Annotated in this window: 14 protein-coding genes and 1 pseudogene; 5 read left to right on the forward strand and 10 right to left on the reverse strand. The window is 60.1% G+C overall.

What is annotated here, in order from left to right; translation table 11 throughout:
* From DK870_RS04265 to arnC, 7 genes are read right to left on the reverse strand one after another with little or no spacing between them, the layout of a single operon-like run.
* A complete protein-coding gene (locus tag DK870_RS04265; protein ID WP_161548038.1) occupies positions 1 to 1,380 on the reverse strand; it encodes a UDP-glucose/GDP-mannose dehydrogenase family protein in 1,380 nt (459 codons plus the stop codon).
* On the reverse strand, positions 1,377 to 1,790 hold the full coding sequence (arnF, locus tag DK870_RS04270; protein WP_161548039.1) for a 4-amino-4-deoxy-L-arabinose-phosphoundecaprenol flippase subunit ArnF: 414 nt from the start codon (positions 1,788 to 1,790) through the stop codon (positions 1,377 to 1,379). The genes DK870_RS04265 and arnF overlap by 4 nt, the downstream gene beginning before the upstream one ends.
* On the reverse strand, positions 1,787 to 2,134 hold the full coding sequence (arnE, locus tag DK870_RS04275; RefSeq protein ID WP_090371035.1) for a 4-amino-4-deoxy-L-arabinose-phosphoundecaprenol flippase subunit ArnE: 348 nt from the start codon (positions 2,132 to 2,134) through the stop codon (positions 1,787 to 1,789). Before arnE ends, arnF begins: the two co-directional genes overlap by 4 nt.
* Positions 2,131 to 3,786 carry a lipid IV(A) 4-amino-4-deoxy-L-arabinosyltransferase gene (gene arnT / locus DK870_RS04280; RefSeq protein ID WP_090371037.1) on the reverse strand — a complete coding sequence of 552 codons (1,656 nt, stop codon included), beginning with the start codon at positions 3,784 to 3,786 and terminating at the stop codon, positions 2,131 to 2,133. Before arnT ends, arnE begins: the two co-directional genes overlap by 4 nt.
* The gene (gene arnD / locus DK870_RS04285) at positions 3,783 to 4,667 is read right to left on the reverse strand and encodes a 4-deoxy-4-formamido-L-arabinose-phosphoundecaprenol deformylase (RefSeq protein WP_104993826.1); all 885 of its coding nucleotides are present in this window, start codon (positions 4,665 to 4,667) and stop codon (positions 3,783 to 3,785) included. Before arnD ends, arnT begins: the two co-directional genes overlap by 4 nt.
* A complete protein-coding gene (arnA, locus tag DK870_RS04290; RefSeq protein ID WP_104993825.1) occupies positions 4,667 to 6,670 on the reverse strand; it encodes a bifunctional UDP-4-amino-4-deoxy-L-arabinose formyltransferase/UDP-glucuronic acid oxidase ArnA in 2,004 nt (667 codons plus the stop codon). The genes arnD and arnA overlap by 1 nt, the downstream gene beginning before the upstream one ends.
* On the reverse strand, positions 6,667 to 7,701 hold the full coding sequence (arnC, locus tag DK870_RS04295; protein ID WP_161548040.1) for an undecaprenyl-phosphate 4-deoxy-4-formamido-L-arabinose transferase: 1,035 nt from the start codon (positions 7,699 to 7,701) through the stop codon (positions 6,667 to 6,669). The genes arnA and arnC overlap by 4 nt, the downstream gene beginning before the upstream one ends.
* Positions 7,702 to 8,141: 440 nt before the next feature.
* On the opposite strand from arnC, the gene DK870_RS04300 reads away from it, so the two are divergent.
* Both DK870_RS04300 and xerC read left to right on the forward strand, forming a co-directional pair.
* Positions 8,142 to 8,963, forward strand: coding sequence for a M949_RS01915 family surface polysaccharide biosynthesis protein (locus DK870_RS04300; RefSeq protein ID WP_161548041.1), 822 nt, complete (start codon positions 8,142 to 8,144; stop codon positions 8,961 to 8,963).
* A gap of 108 nt (positions 8,964 to 9,071) precedes the next feature.
* A complete protein-coding gene (xerC, locus tag DK870_RS04305; RefSeq protein ID WP_060753021.1) occupies positions 9,072 to 9,986 on the forward strand; it encodes a tyrosine recombinase XerC in 915 nt (304 codons plus the stop codon).
* Positions 9,987 to 9,992: 6 nt separating this feature from the next.
* Here the strand turns inward: xerC and DK870_RS04310 are convergent, their stop codons facing one another.
* On the reverse strand, positions 9,993 to 10,256 hold the full coding sequence (locus DK870_RS04310; protein ID WP_090371046.1) for a DUF2790 domain-containing protein: 264 nt from the start codon (positions 10,254 to 10,256) through the stop codon (positions 9,993 to 9,995).
* Positions 10,257 to 10,366: 110 nt separating this feature from the next.
* On the reverse strand, positions 10,367 to 11,569 hold the full coding sequence (locus DK870_RS04315; RefSeq protein ID WP_060753023.1) for a multidrug effflux MFS transporter: 1,203 nt from the start codon (positions 11,567 to 11,569) through the stop codon (positions 10,367 to 10,369).
* 136 nt (positions 11,570 to 11,705) lie between these two features.
* Here DK870_RS04315 and DK870_RS29935 point away from each other — a divergent pair.
* Together DK870_RS29935 and DK870_RS29940 are read left to right on the forward strand one after the other, a co-directional pair.
* Positions 11,706 to 12,461: pseudogene (locus tag DK870_RS29935) on the forward strand (HAMP domain-containing protein); the annotation flags it as partial.
* A 132-nt stretch (positions 12,462 to 12,593) separates the two neighbouring features.
* Positions 12,594 to 13,319: a methyl-accepting chemotaxis protein gene (locus DK870_RS29940; protein ID WP_372241660.1), complete on the forward strand. Its 726-nt coding sequence runs from the start codon at positions 12,594 to 12,596 to the stop codon at positions 13,317 to 13,319.
* Positions 13,320 to 13,373: 54 nt separating this feature from the next.
* On the opposite strand, the gene ligD is transcribed toward DK870_RS29940, so the two are convergent.
* Complete coding sequence (gene ligD / locus DK870_RS04325) at positions 13,374 to 16,187, reverse strand: DNA ligase D (protein ID WP_161548043.1); 2,814 nt, start codon at positions 16,185 to 16,187, stop codon at positions 13,374 to 13,376.
* 153 nt (positions 16,188 to 16,340) lie between these two features.
* Here ligD and DK870_RS04330 point away from each other — a divergent pair, with 153 nt between their 5' ends.
* Positions 16,341 to 16,841 carry a CinA family protein gene (locus tag DK870_RS04330; RefSeq protein WP_104993819.1) on the forward strand — a complete coding sequence of 167 codons (501 nt, stop codon included), beginning with the start codon at positions 16,341 to 16,343 and terminating at the stop codon, positions 16,839 to 16,841.
* The last annotated feature ends 78 nt before the right edge of the window (positions 16,842 to 16,919 follow it).

Consider the following 16,919-nt stretch of genomic DNA (forward strand, 5'->3'; position numbering starts at 1 on the left):
TCAGCCTTCCTTGGCCAGTTGCACCCAGTTTTGCTGGGGGATCGGCAATTCGCAGGAGTCGCCCCGGCCCATCGGGAAGTATTTGAAGCCTTTGCGCGCCAGGCGCTCACCGTCGTAGAGGTTGCGACCGTCGAAAATCACCGGGTTTTTCAGGCGCTGCTGGATCAGTTCGAAGTCCGGCGCCTTGAACTGCTGCCACTCGGTGCAGACGATCAGCGCGTCGGCGCCGCTCAAGGCCGATTCCGGAGTACCCAGCAGGGCCAGGCGTGGCTCGTCGCCATAAATACGCTGGGTTTCCTGCATGGCTTCCGGGTCGAACGCACGGACATTGGCGCCGGCGGCCCACAGTGCTTCCATCAGTACGCGGCTTGGCGCGTCGCGCATGTCGTCGGTGTTGGGCTTGAACGCCAGGCCCCACAACGCGAAGGTCTTGCCTTTCAGCTCGCCCTTGAAGAAAGCGTTGATGCGTTCGAACAGCTTGCTCTTCTGGCGCTGGTTGATGGCTTCCACGGCTTCGAGCAGGTCGCTGGAGCAGTTGGCTTCCTTGGCGCTGTGGATCAGGGCGCGCATATCTTTGGGGAAGCACGAGCCGCCGTAGCCGCAGCCCGGGTAGATGAAGTGGTAACCAATGCGCGAGTCGGCACCAATGCCCAGGCGCACCGCTTCGATGTCGGCACCCAGGTGTTCGGCCAGTTCGGCGATCTGGTTGATGAAGCTGATTTTGGTGGCCAGCATGCAGTTGGCGGCGTACTTGGTCAGTTCGGCGCTGCGCAGGTCCATGAAGATGATGCGGTCGTGGTTGCGGTTGAACGGCGCGTACAGATCGCGCATCACTTCACGCACTTCCTCTCGCTCGCAGCCGATGATGATGCGGTCCGGGCGGCGGCAGTCGGCAACAGCGGTACCTTCCTTAAGGAATTCCGGGTTGGAGACGATATCGAACGCCAGGTTGCGGCCGGCAGCCTGCAGGTTTTTCTCGATATGGGCGCGCAGCGTGTCACCGGTGCCGACGGGAACGGTGGACTTTTCCACCAGGATCACCGGTTCCACCCGGTGGCGGGACACCGCATCACCGACCGACAGTACGTATTTCAAGTCGGCAGAGCCGTCTTCGTCCGAGGGCGTGCCTACCGCGATAAACAGCACTTCACCGTGTTCAACGGCGAGCTTTTCATCATAGGTAAAGTGCAGGCGTCCGCTTTCCAGGTTTTCCTTGACCATGGCCGCCAGGCCCGGTTCAAAGATCGTCACGTGACCTTTCTGGAGTGATTCGACCTTGCTCTTGTCAACGTCCATGCAGATGACATCGTGACCGACTTCGGCCAACACGGTGGCTTGCACCAGACCGACGTAACCACTACCAAATACACTGATTTTCATGGGGCATTCCTGGGACTAATACTGCTAGCACGACGAGAGTTAATAACCAGTACACCGAGGATGACCAGCGCCACCCCCAGGGTTTTTGAAAGCGAAAAATGTTCGTTGAACACCGGCAGGCTGGCGGCCAACAGGTACACCAGCGCATAGCTGATGCTGAGCAACGAATAAGCGCGGCCCAGAGGCAGGTCTTTGAGTGCCCCCAGCCAACAGAGCATCGACAGCACATAGGCAATGATCGCCAGGATCACCACGCCCAAGGCGCCAAGATCGATAGCATTCTGGTTGAAGGCCGTCAGCCATTCGGCGGGCAGCGGCAGGCGTGTCATGCTCCAGCGCATGCCCAACTGGGCGGCGCTGACCAGGCCGACACTGCCCAAGGCCAGGGCAAAACCACGCGCCTGGCTCATACCTGACGCCCCAGCAACACCACGCCGGCGATGACCAATGCGACACCCAGCCAGTGACGGCCATCGATATGTTCGTGAAAGACAAAGTGCGCCATCAGCGTAACCAGTACGAAGTTCAGGCTGAGCATGGGGTAGGCAATACCCACCTCCAGGCGTTGCAGTACCAGCAGCCACACCAGCAGCCCCAGGCCCAGGCAAAACAGCGCCGACCACAACCACGCTGAACGCAGTTTCGGTGCCCAGCCCTGCGGCTGGTCACGCCAGCTTTCGACGGCAAACTTTTGCGAGACCTGGCCCATGCAGGTGAGCAGGCAGGCGCTCAGCAATAGCAGCAGCGTGATCATTGCGTGACCTGAGGGAAGATCATGATCACGATGTTGCCTTGCTCGTAGCGTTTGCCGTCTTTGGGCAGCAACTCGACTTCAGCGACTTCGTCTTCACCCTTGACCCGCATCACCACACCCACGGCGCCTTGCTTGCGCGCATCGCTCATCCATTGTTGGACTTGGGTGGGGTCGATCTTGCGGTAGGCCGTGTCCGGGTAGGCCAGGCCGTACTTCACTTCACCCACGGTGTTGTAAAGGGTGATTTCCGGGCGTGCCACACGCCAGGACAAGGCCGACGCGGCGCCCAGGTCATTGCTCAGCAACGCGGTGGTTGGTTGCAGTTCCTGCAAGTGATCGATGATGAACTGGTCCGGCGTCTTGTTATACACCACTGAATGCGGCAACGCGGCCGGGACCAGGGCCACCAGCAGCCAACTGCCGACGACGGGCGCCGCCCACAGCGTCAACGGCCGTGCAGCTTGCAGCAGGTTGGCGACGATCCAACCGAACAGGAAGGTAAACACCAGCACCAGGCTGAGGGTTTCCTGCCCGGGTTCGTAGATCGGCTTTTTCAACTGGAACCAACTGATCGCCAGCAAGGCGAGGACGCCGATCACCAGGTTCAACCCACCGTTGATGCGCAATGCACGCGCCTTGCCCTGGCTGAGCTTGTCGCTCAGGGTCGAGCCCATCAGCAGGGCCAGCGGCAACAGGCACGGCATGATGTAGGAAGGCAGCTTGCCCTTGGCCAGGCTGAAGAATGCCAGGGGCATCAACAGCCACAGCAACAGGAACGCCGTTTTCGGCAGGCGCTTATCCACCCAGGCCTGTTTGACAGTAGAGGGCAGCAGGGCGACCCACGGCAGCGAGAACGCCACCATCAACGGCAGGTAGTACCAGAAGGGTTCGGCATGCTGCGCATCTTCACCGGCAAACCGCTGGATGTGTTCGTGCCAGAAAAAGAAGTTCCAGTAGTCCGGCTCTTGCAGGTGCACGGCCAGGGCCCACGGCACGCTGACGGCGATCGCCACGACCACGGCGACGATGCCGTAACCCACCAATTCACCCAGGCGTTTTTGCCAGATGGCGTAGGGCAGGGCGATCAGCACCGGCAACAGCCATGCCAGGAAACCCTTGGTCATGAAACCCATGCCGCAGGCAAAACCGAGCAGGGCCCAGGACCACAAACGGCCACGGCGGGTGGTGCTGTCGAAGCAGAACCAGAGGGCAACGCCTGTCAGGTTGACCCAGAAGGTGAACTGCGGGTCCAGGTTGGCATAGCCGCCGAGCAGCGCCACGCTGACAAAGCTCATGTACAGCACGCTGCTGATCAGGCTCTTTTGCGGGTCGTTCCACAGCCGGCGAGAGACCAGGTACACCAGCAGGATGCTCAGCCCGGTGCTCAAGGCCGAGGCAAAGCGCACGCCGAACAGGTTCTGCCCGAAAATCGCCTGGCCCAGCGCGATCATCCAGTAACCGGCTGCAGGTTTTTCGAAGTAGCGAATGCCCATGAAATGCGGCGAGGCCCATTTGCCGGTCAGCAACATTTCCTGGCTGATCTGCGCATAGCGGGTTTCATCGGGAATCCACAGGCCGTGAGTGGCCAGCGGTAGCAGGTAAAACACGCCAAACGCCAACAGGAGCAGGGGCAATGCCCAGCGCCGGATCATGCCTGCTGCACTCCGAGCCAGCCTTCTCGGCCGCTCAACGCACCACGCACCAGTTGTTGCTGGGGCAGGGTGGTCACATCCGCAGGCAACAGGTCGCCCAGGGGTTTGAAGTCGATGCCGCGCTGCCCGGCTTGGGCGAGCAACTGGCGGAAATCATCAGCCATCAGAATCCCTTCTACTTCTGCGTGGATCGTGTAGACGTTCAGTTTCGACGAGGAAAACCTGTCGAGAATGAAGTTGTTGAAGTCTTTGGCAGCCACGACCGGCCCGACAACTTCGTCGAAGGTCGGCAGGTCTACCGGAATTTGTGGGGTGCCCGCGCTGCCATCGGCCAACGTCGGTCGAAACAGGCTGGTGCCCCGGCAATCACTGTTGTAGCGGAAATTGAAAGCTTGTTTGGCCTGCACCACGCGTTCATCGGCACGCCAGCCGGCGGCCGCTGAACAATCGACGCGCTCACCCAGGATGTCGCTCAGGGTATCGACGCCACGGCGGATCTGTTCGACCAGCTGTGCATCGCTCCAACGCCCGGTGTTGGCTTGCCAGCCGTGGTGATCCCACGCGTGCAGGCCGACTTCATGGCCGGCGGCCTTGGCCTGGCGCATCAAGTGCCCCAGGTCACGCCCGATCGGCTTGCCCGGCCAGGCGGTGCCGGCGAGCAAGATATCCCAGCCGTACAGCCCGGCCGCATTGGAACGCAGCATCTTCCACAGGAATTGCGGACGGATGAGGCGCCACAAGTGGCGCCCCATGTTGTCCGGCCCAACGCTGAAGAAGAACGTCGCTTTTATCCCTGCTTCATCCAGGGACTCGAGCAACCGCGGCACACCTTCACGGGTGCCACGGTAGGTGTCGACGTCGATGCGAAGACCTGCCTGCATTACTTCTGCACTTCACTAGAGTGAGCGATTTCGAGCATGGCTTCTTTCAAGAAGAAGTCCAGGGTGTTACCGATGGTTTCGCTCATCTCTACGGTCGGCTCCCAGTTCAGCAGGCGCTTGGCGTTTTCGATGCTTGGCTTGCGGTGCGCCACGTCCTGGTAACCAGTGCCGTAGAACGCCTTGCTCTCTACGTCGCGGAAACCGGCGAACGGAGGGAAGTTGCTGCGCAGCGGGTGAGCTTCGAACTGACGCAGCAGCTCTTCGCCCAGCTGACGGATGCTGGCTTCGTTTTCCGGGTTGCCGATGTTGACGATCTGGCCGTCGCACACACCGTTTTCGTTATCAATGATGCGTGCCAGGGCTTCGATACCGTCGGCGATGTCAGTGAAGCAACGCTTCTGCTCGCCACCGTCGAACAGGCGGATTGGAGTACCTTCCACCAGGTTCAGGATCAGCTGGGTGATGGCACGGGAGCTGCCGATACGGGCCGAATCCAGACGGTCCAGGCGCGGGCCCATCCAGTTGAACGGACGGAACAGGGTGAATTTCAGGCCTTTGTCGCCGTAGGCCCAGATCACGCGGTCCAGCAGTTGCTTGGAGACCGAGTAGATCCAGCGCTGCTTGTTGACAGGGCCCACCACCAGGTTGGAGGTGTCTTCGTCGAAGTACTGGTCCTGGCACATGCCATAGACTTCGGAGGTCGACGGGAAGATCACGCGCTTGTTGTACTTGACGCAGTAGCGAACCAGTTTCAGGTTCTCTTCGAAGTCCAGTTCGAATACGCGCAGCGGGTTGCGGGTGTATTCGATTGGCGTGGCGATGGCCACCAGCGGCAGGACCACGTCGCACTTCTTGATGTGGTACTCGATCCACTCGGTGTGGATGCTGATATCGCCTTCCACGTAGTGGAAGTTCGGGTGGCTGCGCAGGCGCTCGATGGCGTCGGAGCCGATATCCAGGCCGTAGATTTCGTAACGGTCGTCACGCAGCAGGCGCTCGGACAGGTGGTTACCGATGAAACCGTTCACACCCAGGATCAGTACGCGGGTACGGCGTGGCTTGCGACCGGACTCGGCGCCGCGCAGAACGGAACCGTCCACCAAGCCCAGTACATCCGCCAGGGCAGGGCCGGCCAGGAACAGGCCGTCGGCGTTACGCTGACCGAACTCGACCACCAGGGAGTCTTCACCGCAGGCGATGCGCAGCGGGTTGACGCTGATCACGCGGCCAGGTGCCAGGCCTTCGTTGCCCTTGACCACTTCGGCTTGCCAAACGATCAGTTTGTGCTCGCCCACGGCGCAGAAAGCCCCCGGGTAAGGTTGAGTGACGGCGCGAACCAGGTTGAACAGCTCTTCAGCCGGTTTTTTCCAGTCCAGCTTGCCATCGGCGGCGGTACGGCGGCCGAAGTAGGTGGCTTGGCTTTCGTCCTGGGCGGTTTCAGCCAGCTTGCCTTGAGCCAGTTGCGGCAGCGCATCACGCAGCAGGTTGGAAGCGGCGTCACGCAGCTTGGCGTGCAGGGTCAGGCCAGTATCTGTGCGGTCGATGATGACTTTCTGCTGGGCCAGGATCGCGCCGGCATCGGCACGCTTGACCATGCGGTGCAGGGTCACGCCGGTTTCGGTTTCGCCGTTTACCAGCACCCAGTTCGCCGGGGCGCGGCCACGATATTTAGGCAGCAGGGAGCCGTGCAGGTTGAACGCACCTTTTTTGGCGGTGGCCAGCAGGGCTTCGCTCAGCAGGTTGCGGTAGTAGAAGGAAAAGATGAAATCCGGGTTCAGCTTGGCAATGCGCTCGATCCACAGCGGGTGGTTGGCGTCTTCCGGCGCATGTACCGGGATGCCATTGCGCGCGCAGAGCTGGGCGACGGAACCGTAGAAGTTGTTTTCCTTGGGATCGTCGGCATGGGTGAACACGGCAGCAATGTCGTAGCCGGCGGCCAGCAGGGCTTCAATGCCTGCACAGCCAATATCGTGATAAGCAAAGACAACAGCTTTTGAATTCATGACGAAACCTGATCGGAAGGAGAAGTGGAAGTGTGAGAAGTTGCCAGGCCGTCGACCACGACGACCGGAGCCGGTGCTGCGGGCTGGTTGCGCAACACCTTTTCGATAAAGAAGCGTGGACGGGCACGCACGTCACTGTACATGCGACCCAAGTACTCACCCAAGAGGCCCATGCCGATGAATTGACCGCCGGTGAACACGAACAGCACGGCAAACAGCACGAACATGCCTGAACCGGCCCATTCGGCACCGAAGACCAGGCGCAGGAAGATCAACGCAAAGGCAAACAGCATGCCCAGTGCCGCCAGGCTGAAGCCGACGATGGACAGCAGGCGCAGCGGGGTGGTGGTCATGCAGGTCAGCAGGTCGAACATCAGGCTGATCAAGCGCATGGCGCTGTATTTCGACTCGCCGTGCTCGCGCTCGGCGTGGTGCACCAGGATTTCCGTGGTGTGGCGAGCAAAGCCGTTGGCCAGGATCGGGATGAAGGTGCTGCGTTCGCGGCAGGCCAGCATCGCGTCGACAATGGTGCGGCGATAGGCGCGCAACATGCAGCCGTAGTCGGTCATGGCTACGCCTGTGGAGCGCTGCACGGCCAGGTTGATCAGGCGCGAAGGCCAGCGGCGGAAGGCCGAGTCCTGGCGGTTGTTGCGCACGGTCGCAACCACGTCGTAGCCGAGGGCGGCCTGCTCCACCAAACGCGGGATTTCTTCCGGCGGGTTTTGCAGGTCGGCGTCGAGGGTGATCACTACGTCACCACGGCACTGCTCAAAACCGGCCATGATCGCGGCATGCTGGCCGTAGTTACGGTTGAGGATCACCGCCACTACGTTGCTGCCGTCTTCGGCGGCGGCGTCTTCCAGCAACTGGGCCGAACTGTCACGGCTACCGTCATCCACCAGGATGATTTCGTATTTGTAGGCCAGTTGCTTGCAAGCTGCCGTCGTACGACGCAGCAATTCAGGCAGGCTGTCTTCTTCGTTGTAGACCGGGATAACGATCGACACGAGATCAATAGGGTAGGGTTTCAAAGATTCAAGACCTCGGGGCTAGAGCAATTGAAGCGTGAAAACAGCAGTAATCCGGGCTGATGGACAGCTGGCGGACTAAACGTAGCGTGGGGTTGCGGCATTCATTTGACATTCCTGGGGACGGGCGCGAGTTTCTTCCATGGGCCAGCAGAGTAAAGATGAAATATAGGAAAGATCAACGGGTTAGTTAGGAAAAACGCGGTTCGTTCTGAAGTCATACGCCCAAGGTTAAGCGGAAAAATGTTCAACGAATATGAAAGGCATATGAAAAACTCGTTTTTTTCACAAATAGACAGCCTGGGTTCAGCTAAGTAGCTGACGCGCCAAGGGATAGATTTCCTACGCAGTCGTCTGGCGATTTTAACCCCACATTCAACAATCTTCTCTGCATTAGCCCTCAAGTGCCGGTAAAGTAAGCCATCTCTTGCCTGGATACTCGGATGAACAGCGTGCAGCTTTTTCGCGGCCAGTTGCGGCCAGCCTTGATAGGGTCGTTGATGGGGCTATTACTCAGCGTGGCCGGTCCTACAACCGTGTATGCCGACGACGGTGTAACGCTGACCACGATCGACCAGGTGCCGGAAGGCGTCGAGGTGCGCGGCAAGCAGGTCGCGGCCTATACGTGGGACGACCGCCAGGGCAAGAACCTGCTGGTACTCGCCGAGCAGGTCAGCGAGCGGGACGACGACGGCACTCAGTCGGCCTTTGTCTACGCTGCCCAGTATTTGCTGGATGGCAACCATCCCAAACGCGTCTGGATGCTCTACGACGATGTACAGCATTGCGAGTTCGATGCCGCGCTACGTTTTGACCGGGCCGCCACCAAAGTCACCGACCTGGCGGGAGATGGCATCACTCAGGCCACGGTCGGCTACTCGCGCACCTGCACCAGCGACGTCAGCCCGCGTGAATTCAAGCTGATCATGCATGTGGGGAAAGCGCAGAAATACCGCCTGCGCGGCGTCGATCGCGTGGGCGCAAGCTGGTGGGACGAGGAAGCCGGTGCGTTGCGTGGCATGCCGTTGCCCAAGGATTGCAGCGTCGCCGCGCAACAGGCGCTGGTGAGTCAGTACCAGGAGCAGGGCACTGAACTGCCGCTGCCGGGCTGTTATGGCGATGAGAAGGACTTCGCCAAGGCGCCGGACAGCTACCTGACGTTCATGCGCCAGCATTGGTTTGCCTTGATGCAGGCCCAGGACGCCGATTGGAGCCAGTCACAGTCCCAGGCCCAAGACCCGGTGGAGGACGATCAATCGCCGTGATTTTGTGCCAGGGCCGGTCCTGCGTTAGACTCGGCCTTCGCCAATTCACTAAATACACCTATTAATCAACGACTTGATAGGTGTATTTAATCCAAAGGCTAAACTGTTTTGACTGAGACTATCCGCAACCCGCTGACCCTCTACCTCACCCGCCTGGCGCCCTCCAGCCAATTGACCATGCGTTACGTGCTGCAGGATGCCGCCGACCGCCTCGGTTTCGAAGACATCAACCTCGAAGAGATCGACTGGCACCTGCTGCAACCGGAACACGTGATCGCCCTGATTGCAGCCTTGCGCGAGGACGGCTATGCGCCGAACACCTCGTCCCTATATGTGAACGCCGTGCGTGGCGTGATGAACGAAGCCTGGCGCATGAGCCTGATCAGCCAGGACCATCTGCTCAAGATGCGTTCGGTCAAGGCCGCCTCCGGCACGCGCCTGGGACAGGGGCGCAACCTGCGCCGCACGTTGATCCGCGAACTCATGGAAGTCTGCGCCGCCGACCCGCGCCCTCAGGGCCTGCGCGACGCTGCCGTCATCGGCATTCTGTATGGCTCAGGCATGCGCAAGTCGGAATCGGTCAACCTGGATCTGGCGCAGGTCAACTTCGAGGAACGCAGTTTGCGCGTGACCGGCAAGGGTCATAAAGAACTCCTCAAGTACGCGCCACAGTGGGCCTTCGCCAAGTTGCAGGCGTGGCTGGCGTTTCGTCGCGAGCAACTCAAAGAGGGGGAAGAGGACGATACCTTTTTGTTCAACCGCATCCGCCGGGGCAGCCATATCACCCGGGAGCGTATTACCAAGCATGCGATCTATTACATCGCCCGCCAGCGCGGCGAGCAGGTGGGCGTGAAGATCATGCCCCATGATTTCAGGCGTTCGTTCATCACCCGTGTGATTGAAGAACATGACCTGTCGATCGCCCAGAAACTGGCGCACCACACCAATATCCAGACCACGGCCAGTTATGACGTGCGCGACGACAATGAGCGGCGGCGCGCGGTGGATCGTTTCGATCTGTAGATGAGCTCAGCTGTGGGGGCAGGCGTCACCGACACGGATGTAGTCCAGTTCATGGCGCACACCCTGGCTATCGACGTAGATCACATGCCCCTTGACCGGCCCGCAGGCGGTAGCCGCTGCGCGGGTGCTGCGCACGGCCTTGGCGATATCCAGGTCTTGCGCGTAATCGTCGGCCTGGTTGACCGGCGTATTGACGCCCGGGCCGGGGTCACCCTGGGCGGCGGCGAGGGTGCTGAACAGGCTCAGCACGGCAATCAGCAAGTAACGCATGGCGACCTCCAACCCCAGCGGGAGTGGTTTGACGAGGTTGCCATTCTATAAAGTCCGGCCGCAGGGGCTGAACGGATTCCGGCCAATAGCGGATATCAGTGAAAACGATGTCAGGACCGCGCAGTCACCAGGTGCGGCGGCAGACGGCGCAAGGTCCACAGGGTGACGAGCAGCGCAGCCAGTGCGCACAGTGCGATGCCCACCAGCATCGGCGCAGGCGTGTGATCGGCAAACACACCGACCAGGGCCATGCACACCGCCCCGGTGATCATCTGAATGGCGCCCAACAGGGCTGACGCGGAACCCGCTACCGCGCCATGATCCTCAAGGGACAGGACGCCGGCCGCCGGCAACAGCAGGCCGAGGAAACCGAAGCCGATAAACAGAAGGCTCATCATTATGGCCAGGTGACTGCTCCATGTCGTGGTCACCGCGAGCAGACCCAACACGCTGGCGACGGCGATCACTGACCCGCGAATCAGCCGCGCCAACCCATAACGCGCACTCAGGCGCGCAGTGAGTTGGCTCATGGCAAAGAACGACGCGGCATTGAGCGCAAAGCACAGGCTGAATTGGGTGGGTGTCAGGCCGAAATACTCGATGTACACGAACGGTGCACTGCCGATGAACACGAAGAAGGTGGCCAGACCAAAGCCACTGACCAACGACAACCCGATGAACACCGGATCGCGCAATAACGCCCCATAGCTGCCGATGGCATTGCCCAGCGTCTTGCCCAGGCGGCGTTCGGCCGGATGGGTTTCGGGCAGTTGCAGCCGCGTCATCACCAGGCACAACACCGACACGACGGCCAGCACGGCAAACACCTCGCGCCAACTCCAGATCGAGATCACCAGGCTGCCGGCCAGTGGCGCCAGGATCGGCGAAACACTCATGACCAGCATCAACAACGCCATCAAGCGGGCGGCTTCATGGCCGGTATACAGGTCACGCACAATCGCCCGGGGAATCACCATCCCGGCGCACGCGCCGAAGGCTTGCAGCGCACGAAAGCCAATCAGCACTTCGATAGTGGGGGCCAGCGCACAGCCGACACTGGCCACGGCAAAAATTGCCAGCCCTGCATAAATCGGCGGCTTGCGCCCGAATACATCGCTGATCGGCCCGTAGAACAACTGGCATACGCCAATGATGACGAAGAATACGGTCAGGCTCATCTGCACGGCCGCCGGCGAGGCATGCAGGCTGGCACCCAGTGTCGGCAGCGCCGGCAGGTAGCTGTCGATAGCGAACGGGCCGATGGCCGTGATCAACCCCAGCAACACGGCGAGGCGGGCAATACTACGGGACATGTGCAATTCCAGGCGAAGCAAAGGCCGGTCAGCTTAAGGGATTCGTGCAGATCCGCAAACTTGGTCTTCACTGACGACAAAGGCTGCCGATAACGTGGTTAGCGATATTAAAGCCGTGGGCTATGGGGATATCAGCATGACGATCAAATTGCGCTTGGTGCTATTGATTGCGACCGGACTGCTCACTGCGTTGATCATGAGCCTGGCCAGTTACCTGGGGAATACCCGGATGGCCGCGGCCGTGCAGGACAACGAGATGAGCATGACGGTGCTGCGTAACCACATGGAAGCCGACATGATGCACGACGCCCTGCGCGCCGACGTGTTGTCGGCCATGCTGGTGGGCCTGGGGAAAAGCACCAGCACCGCGGCCGAAGTCAATGCGTCGATCAAAGAGCATGCCGAACACTTTCGGCAAGTGTTGAGCGACAACCTCAAGTTGCCGTTGGACGATGCGCTCAGGGTTAATCTGGAAAAAATCAAACCTACCCTGGACACCTACATCAGCGCAGGAGAGCGCATAGTGGCGCTGGCCTTGGACAACCCCGAGGCCGCACGCGGGGAACTGGCGACCTTCAATAGCATCTTCAGCCAGCTTGAAGATCAGATGGCGACGCTGAGCGAGCAGATTGAAACCAACACCCAGCAAACCAGCGTCGGCACGCAGCAGACCATCCATAACGCCAACCTCACCCTGGCGGTCGTGCTGATCGCCAGCCTGTTGCTGTTATTGGCCCAGGGCCGCTGGGTCGCGTTGAGTATCATGGCGCCCTTGCGCGCTGCCAGCCGCATTGCCGCAAGCATTGCTCAAGGCAACTTGAGCGAACCGATCGTCGAACCCCAGCGCAAGGACGAAGCCAGCTCATTGATCCGCAGCCTGGCGATCATGCAGCGCGACTTGCGCGGCATGATCGAAGTGGTGCGCAGCAACGCTCACGGCGTCAACGGCATGAGCGAGCAACTGAGCCAGGGCTGCCATGAAGTGGCCGACAGCAGCCAGCAACAAAGCTCCGCCGCCAGCACCATGGCGGCCGCTGCGAGTGAAATGACCGCCAGCATCGAGGAAATCACCCGGCACTCCGAGCGTGCCTTGAGCATGGCCAATCAGGCGCAGAGCCTGGCCAAGGACGGCGGGCAGGTGATTCATCAGGTGGTGACTGACATGGACGGTATTGCGCGCTCCGCGCAGCAGTCGGCGCAAGTGATCCGTACGCTGGATAAAGAGTCCGAAGCGATCTACAGCATCATCCAAGTGATCAAGGGCATTGCCGACCAGACCAACCTGCTGGCCCTGAACGCCGCCATTGAAGCCGCCCGTGCGGGAGAGCAAGGGCGTGGTTTTGCGGTGGTCGCCGATGAAGTGCGCAGCCTCGCCGGGCGCACCAGCGCGTCCACCCAGGAAATTGCCAGCATGGTCGGGCGAATCCAGCAAAGCACCCGTGAAGCGGTGATGAGCATGGAGGAGGGGGTTGCCCAAGTGGATAAAGGCATGGCCGTGACCGCCGATGTGGAGCGGGCGATCCGAGAGATCCTGCAGGCGACGCTGAACACCACTGAATTGGTGACGGATATTTCCCGCACCATCAGTGAACAGAGCCTGGCCAGCAATGAAATTGCTCATCAGGTGGAGATGATCGCCGGTATGTCGCAAAACAACAGCCGGGTCATCGGCGAAACCGCTTCGACGACAGACGAGTTGTCGAGCCTGGCGGGCAAGCTGTCGCAGTCGGTGGACCGGTTTCGGTTATAAACAAGCAAAACGCCTGGCATCGCCGGGCGTTTGCTTGCCGGTTATGAGGAGGGACTACTTGAGCCCGATGCGTTTACGCATCTGCGCTGTGATGGTCTGTCGGGTTCCCGGCATATCCGCCCACGGATCGACCTTGAGTGCCTCCAGGCGTTGAGGGAGGTTGTGGATGTTCCACGCGTTGGCGCCTTTGATCTCTTTGAGTTCCTCTCTGAAGATCGGCACCGATACCGGCAAGCCCTCGCGGCTACGTGGTGAATAGGCGCTTATCGTGGTCGCACCCAGGCCATTGCGCAGGTAGTCGATGAAAATCCGTCCCACCCGGTTCTTCGGGCCGGAAACTGCCGAGAATCGATCGGGAAGCAGGTTGGCGATATGTTTGACAATCGCATGGCTAAAGCTTTTGACCGCATCCCAGTCGGCTTTCGGCGTCAACGGCACGACAATGTGGATACCCTTGCCGCCGCTGGTTTTCAGGAACGATTTGAGCCCCAGCTCGTCCAGTACCGTCAATGTCAGCTGGGTGGCCTCGACCATGCTTTTCCATGGCAGGGCCGGATCGGGGTCAAGGTCGAGAATAAATCGGTCAGGGCGATGCAGATCTTTGGAAACGGCGTTCCAGGTATGCAGTTCAATCGTGCTCATCTGCACGGCGCCGATCAGCGCTTCCAGGTTGTTGATCAACATGACAGGGTGGCCGGTCTCTGTCTTGCCGATGATTTCGATGCCGGGGATTGCCAGGCGCTGCGGGTTTTTCTGGAAAAACAGCTCTGCGCCGATGCCGTCCGGCGCGCGCACCAGCGCGACGGGGCGATTGAGTAACTGCGGTAGAAGCCAGTCAGAGACGGCGATGCAGTAGTCCGCCAGGTCACGTTTGGTTGCGCTGCTGCTGGGGTCAATCACTCGTTGCGGATGGGTGAGCCGAATGGTGGTTGATGCATCGTCGCCGGTTTTACCTTTGGCTTTCGCCGCGGTCGCCTGTTTTCGGGTCGGCTTTTTCTCCACTTCAGCGGCATGGGCCGGGCGCTCTTCGATGATCGACTGCGCGGGTTTATCGTTGCGCAGGCCCTGGAACACGGCTTGGCGTACGGAACCTTCCTGTGTGATCTCGGCAAAGGTGACCTCGGCCAGCAGCACAGGCTTCAGCCAGTGCACGTCCTTGGCTTCAAAGCCCTTGGGAGGGTTGACGACTGCCGGCTGCTTGACTTCTAGGGGGGTTAATTGTGCGTAGATCGTATTCAGTGTGGTCTGGTTGAAGCCGGTGCCAACCTTTCCTGCGTATTTGAGCTCACCGCTATCGATGTCGTGCAGCCCCAGCAGTAGCGCTCCGAACTTACTGCGCGAGCCTTTCGGCTCGGTGTAGCCGACAACCACGAATTCCTGCCGGCGTTTGCATTTGAGCTTGATCCAGTCGCCGCTGCGGCGTGACACGTAGGCACTGCCAACACGTTTGCCGATAACACCCTCCATTTGCATCTCGCATGCGCTGTCCAGCAACGCCTGCGGTGTTTCGGCGAAGTCTTGCGAATACCTGAGAGCCTCATCTTCATTGCGCGCCAGTATCCCGGACAAGGCTTCCCGGCGTTGTTCGACGGGCACCTCGCGCAAGTCCATGCCGTCGAGAAAGGGCATGTCGAAGAGGTAGTAGACAATATTGCCGTCGCGGCCCAGCTCAAAGGCATTTTGCAGGGCCTGGAAATCGGGAACGCCTTGCGCGTTGGCAACCACGATTTCGCCATCCAGCCACGCGGACTTCAAGGCCAGGCCGGCAATGGCTTCGGCCTGGCGAGGCAGCTTGTGCGTCCAGTCATGGCCGTTGCGGGTAAACAACCGCACCTTGCCCTTGTCCACCCGCGCCATGATGCGGTAACCGTCGAATTTGACTTCATAGCGCCAATCCCCCTCAGGGGCTGAATCTACCAGCGTGGCCAGTTCCGGTTTCAGACTTTCCGGGAGAGCGCTGGGCCGCGCATTGGCCAACTCTGGTTGTCCCGGTTTGGCCGGTGACGTGGACGGTTTCTCGGCGGGTTTGGATGCTGCCGGTTTAGCTGCGCGCTTCTTTTGCGCGACGGTGCGCCGCTTCTGTACGCCGGCTGAGATCTCGATCCAGGTCGGCGCGTGGTCGCTGGGGTGCTCTTCACCTCGGACCCATGCGTCCACGCCGGCGTTCTTGAGGTGAGGGGCGAGCACCGGGTTCAGCAGCAGGTGGTCAATGCGCAAACCGGAGTTCTTTTGCCAATGCTGGCGGAAATAATCCCAGAACGTGTACACACGCTCTTGCGGGTACAAGTGTCTCAGCGAGTCGATCCAACCCTGGCTCAGCAGCCTTTGAAAGCATTCGCGGCTTTCTGGTTGAAGGAGCGCATCCTTGAGCCAGGAGCGGGGGTTGTAGATATCCAGGTCGGTGGGGACGACGTTGTAGTCGCCCGCCAGCACCACCGGGTGTTCGCTGGCTTGCAGCGTTTCGGCATGCGCAATCAGATGCTCGAACCACTTGAGCTTGTAATCGAATTTGGGACCTGGCTGCGGGTTTCCGTTGGGCAGGTACAGGCACCCGACGACAACCCCATGCACAGCCGCTTCTAGGTAGCGAGACTGCGAGTCGTCCTGCGCTCCGGGCAAGCCTTTATGAATCAACAGGGGCTCGGAGTCGCGCGCCAGAATGGCCACGCCGTTCCACGCAGCTTGACCATGATGCAATGAGCCATAGCCCGCTGCCTCCAGATCGCTTGCCGGGAAAGCCTTGTCCTGGGCCTTCAGCTCCTGCAGGCACACAATGTCGGGGCGTTCTTTTTCAAGCCACTGCAGGAGGTTGGGCAGTCGCGTCCCTATGCCGTTGACGTTGAACGTGGCGATCTTGAGGTTGCGCATTGCGTCCATCCTCCCTTTATTCACATGGCTTTTAATCCGAGTGCCGCGAAGTGGCGTGAGTTCATAATCACTCCCGCAGAGAAATTTGGAACAACTGCCCCAACGGCCCAGTCATTTTTATGTACGACACAGTCCATAGGCAGAGGGGCCGGAATGAGCATCGCCACTTCAACTGTCCAGTTCCTGGAATCCAAGGGTTTAGTGATCACCACCGCTGAATCCTGCACCGCCGGCAAGATCATCACGCTGCTTTCGCAGATTGAAGGGAGCGGATCGTTCATAGACAGTGGCTACATTGTCTATTCGCCCGAAGCAAAACAGCGGCTGCTGAAGGTGCGTCCGTACACCATCGAAACGTTCAACTTGACCAGTTGCGAGGTGGCCAGGGAAATGGCCCAAGGTGCGTTGTGCGATAGCGCCGCTGACGTGGCCGTTGCAACGACTGGCATCCTGGGCCCGGATGACGTCGATGGTATCCCGGCCGGAACGATCTGCTTTGCCTGGGCTTATCGGGCCCCGCAGGGTTTGTGCCTGTTCAGTCGAAAGGAGCGTTTTATCGGCTCGCGCGAGCAGGTGCAGATGTACGCTGCGGAGTACGCACTCAAATGCCTGCCTTATTTCTACGATCGTGCGTGGGCCGGGGAGAGGGGGTGAAGGGCACAACTTTGGGTAAACATCGAGCGTGATTGGCCCGCACTGAGTGCGGGCTGTTTTTTATGGACTTGATATCAG

This window comes from Pseudomonas sp. Q1 (genome assembly GCF_009935975.1).
GTDB lineage: Bacteria > Pseudomonadota > Gammaproteobacteria > Pseudomonadales > Pseudomonadaceae > Aquipseudomonas > Aquipseudomonas palleroniana.